At 31.3% G+C, this 2,840-nt stretch carries 4 protein-coding genes; all 4 read right to left on the reverse strand.

Annotated features, from left to right (window positions below; translation table 11 throughout):
* Positions 1–214: 214 nt before the first annotated feature.
* Positions 215–769 carry a hypothetical protein gene (locus G460_RS23475; protein ID WP_026953650.1) on the reverse strand — a complete coding sequence of 185 codons (555 nt, stop codon included), beginning with the start codon at positions 767–769 and terminating at the stop codon, positions 215–217.
* A gap of 78 nt (positions 770–847) precedes the next feature.
* On the reverse strand, positions 848–1,099 hold the full coding sequence (locus G460_RS23480) for a DUF4238 domain-containing protein (RefSeq protein ID WP_026953651.1): 252 nt from the start codon (positions 1,097–1,099) through the stop codon (positions 848–850).
* Positions 1,100–1,255: 156 nt separating this feature from the next.
* Positions 1,256–1,879 carry a toxin-antitoxin system YwqK family antitoxin gene (locus tag G460_RS0101160; RefSeq protein ID WP_026953652.1) on the reverse strand — a complete coding sequence of 208 codons (624 nt, stop codon included), beginning with the start codon at positions 1,877–1,879 and terminating at the stop codon, positions 1,256–1,258.
* A 66-nt stretch (positions 1,880–1,945) separates the two neighbouring features.
* Complete coding sequence (locus G460_RS0101165; RefSeq protein ID WP_026953653.1) at positions 1,946–2,722, reverse strand: hypothetical protein; 777 nt, start codon at positions 2,720–2,722, stop codon at positions 1,946–1,948.
* Positions 2,723–2,840: the final 118 nt, after the last annotated feature.

Consider the following 2,840-nt stretch of genomic DNA (forward strand, 5'->3'; position numbering starts at 1 on the left):
GTTTTGAATAACTAACAAAACTCCAAAAAGTAGAAAAAACGAGCCTAAATATTTATTCATTCTGATAATCTATTTTTCATTGGCTTGCACCCAACGGTAAATTATATGTTGTCGTAGCGGATTGCGGGTGATTGTCTGTCCGACAGGACTGAGACAATCATGCGGGAATCCGAGCTACGCATACCACAGAAACCGCTATGCAATATATAAAATGTTAGGGGGCGTAATTTAGTATTTGTCTAAAAATTGAAGATCTTAAATTTTTTAGATTGTAGTTATTTTGTTGAGACATTCTCTCCAATTCTCTGATATAATTTTCGTCAGTACAACTAACATACTTTTTTGATTGTTTAAATGTTAATAAATCAATTTCAACTTTAACAGTGCTCATAAAATCAATTAAATTTTCACCTCTAATAAAAAGTGTTGTAGGTGTCAAGGGGAATATAAAATCATCATTATAAACTCTAAAAGTTTCAGGACTTCTACAAATTATTGGATTATCACTACAAATCGATGGAAGACCTTTGGGGAGGGAAACTATATGTAAATGAGTCTCACAGTTAAAAATATCTGGATATGAAATACTTGGGAAGTGAAATTTCATAGCTTTGAAAAAATTGTCATCATTTTTCAGTCTTTGTTCAATTTCTTGATCATTAATAACATCTCCTTTTTGATTTACGATCTTTAATCCAATTTCTTTAAATCTTTTTCTCTCTACGATATTTTTTATCTCGTCATAATTAGTTGGAATCCTCCAATACATAATCCCAATAAAGTATTGAAGTAAAGCAATATCATTGTCGTCAATATTGTAATTCTCTTTTGATGAAGAATTGTTAATTCAATTAAAAACTTCAGCTGCTTTGTTATCCATGGTTTTATATGAATCCTCAATGAAGTCAGCTTTCCCAATTTCTGTTATCATTGAATTCCCATCCTTCTCAAAGAAATATGACTCAGGATAAAAGTCTTTACCATTTTTTATAAATTTCTTTTTTTGAACATCATATATTTTAAAATGTCCTTTTGATGAAGTAAATCCGTTTAAATAAAATTGAGGAATATAGTGATGTCTCCAAGATATTTGATTCATTACTTCTTGTTTTTATGCCCCCTAACGGTCTAGTATAACCGTCAGTTACGGGTTAATATGCGTTAATTTTCAGTTTGGCACTAACGCTCGCAATTCCGAGTGGATTCGGACGTAGTCGAATCCGCCGTAATTGCGGTTATACATTGTTGTGCATAGTTATTTATTCCGTTCAATATATTTTTTTTCGGTTTCCGTTTCAATTAATTGTCCCTTTTTATCAAATGTTTTGATTATCGTTTTCCTCTTTTTATTCTCATAAATTTGATATTCTTCCAAATCACCATTTTCATCGTAGTAATCAACACGCTTATAGTTAAGAGTCAAATTTCCATAAAAGTATTGAGCTCTTAAAGTTCCATTTTTTCGATATTCTTTGATTTCAATCGGTTTACCATTTTTGTACGTTCCTTCAGTCCGCTTATTTCCGTTTTCATAAAAATCTGTTTCTTTTCCATCGCAAACTTTCTCGCAATTCAAATAAGTCCAACGTTTTGAATGCAATTCGTTTCCGCCTGCAAAAAGAATTTTTGGAATTCTAATGGTGTCATTTTTGGTTTTTATTGATGTTGTGTATTGAAGTACCCAATCGTCGATTTCTTTATAGACTGTTATGTAATCATAATTCAGTTCCGACATTGAAAAAACTTCAAATTTAGGTTCAATTATTTTATCAGAACAGACATCATAAAATACTAAATTCAGGTTTTCATTTCTGCTGTTTTGGCTAAAACACGAGAAGCTTATAATTAGCAGAAAGATTAATTTTAGTACTGTTTTCATAATTATGCACAACGACTTGGCTAAACTGCGTTTTAATGCAGTTTAGGTCTTTGTTGCAGGTAGTTTTCAGTATCGTTTTTTATCTAAATTTATATCAATCAAATATTTGGAAGTCACTTTATTACCATTTAACACCCCAGGCTCCCATACATTCATTCTTTTTAATAACGAGTCTATTTGATTTTTCAAATGGTCATAAAACTCGATATTAGTACCTTTTAAGTTATAGTTTTCGTGTTCCCATTTTTCTAATTCCCCTTCTTTACTTATTGTTACCCATACGCTTAAGTATTGACGCCAGTCTTGCATAGGTATTGTGTCCCAGCTTTTTGGGAAAGAAAGTCGATTTTTTATGAAAATATCTGAAAAGCCATAGCCTTCTGAATACTTTGGTTCTTCGTCAAGGTGCCAGTAATAATATGTTTTGGTTTCCCATCTTGCCAAAAATAAGCTATCAGCCTTTTCTTTTAAATTAGAAATAAAATCTTCACCAAATTTCACGAAGATAAGACTATCCATGTACCATCCATAACATTCTTGGACATCAATATGATATTCCCCTTTATCATCATATTCAATTTTATATTTGTTTAAAAGCTCTTCAAATTCTTTACTAAATCTATCACTTTCAAATGCGTGAAATTGATGTACTAGTTTTCCGTTTTCATAATCCTTTTTGGCTTCTTTTAATTGTCTTTGACATTCACTATTTGAAAAATCCATAATAAATTTCGGGAAGACATATTCTTCAAAACTGTCCTCTTCTTCAGCAACATTTATTTTAGATTTTTGACACCCTATCAAAAAAAAAGGAATTAAGAACATGTAGTATTGAACTTTCATAGGTGGTGTTCATCAAATTACCTACAACGTTCGGGCTAAAAGCCGTGGCGCATCGGGTTTCTATTCGTTCTAATTTTTCTAATCGTATAACTTGTTCTTGTGTGCCAACTGAACAACT

The sequence above is a fragment of the Algoriphagus vanfongensis DSM 17529 genome, assembly GCF_000429465.1.
In the GTDB taxonomy this organism is placed as follows: Bacteria; Bacteroidota; Bacteroidia; order Cytophagales; family Cyclobacteriaceae; genus Algoriphagus; species Algoriphagus vanfongensis.

Coding starts and splice junctions, on each gene's coding strand:
- G460_RS23480 (WP_026953651.1), bottom strand. CDS start 1,099: ATGAATCAAATATCTTGGAGACATCACTATATTCCTCAATTTTATTTA.
- G460_RS23475 (WP_026953650.1), bottom strand. CDS start 769: ATGTATTGGAGGATTCCAACTAATTATGACGAGATAAAAAATATCGTA.
- G460_RS0101165 (WP_026953653.1), bottom strand. CDS start 2,722: ATGAAAGTTCAATACTACATGTTCTTAATTCCTTTTTTTTTGATAGGG.
- G460_RS0101160 (WP_026953652.1), bottom strand. CDS start 1,879: ATGAAAACAGTACTAAAATTAATCTTTCTGCTAATTATAAGCTTCTCG.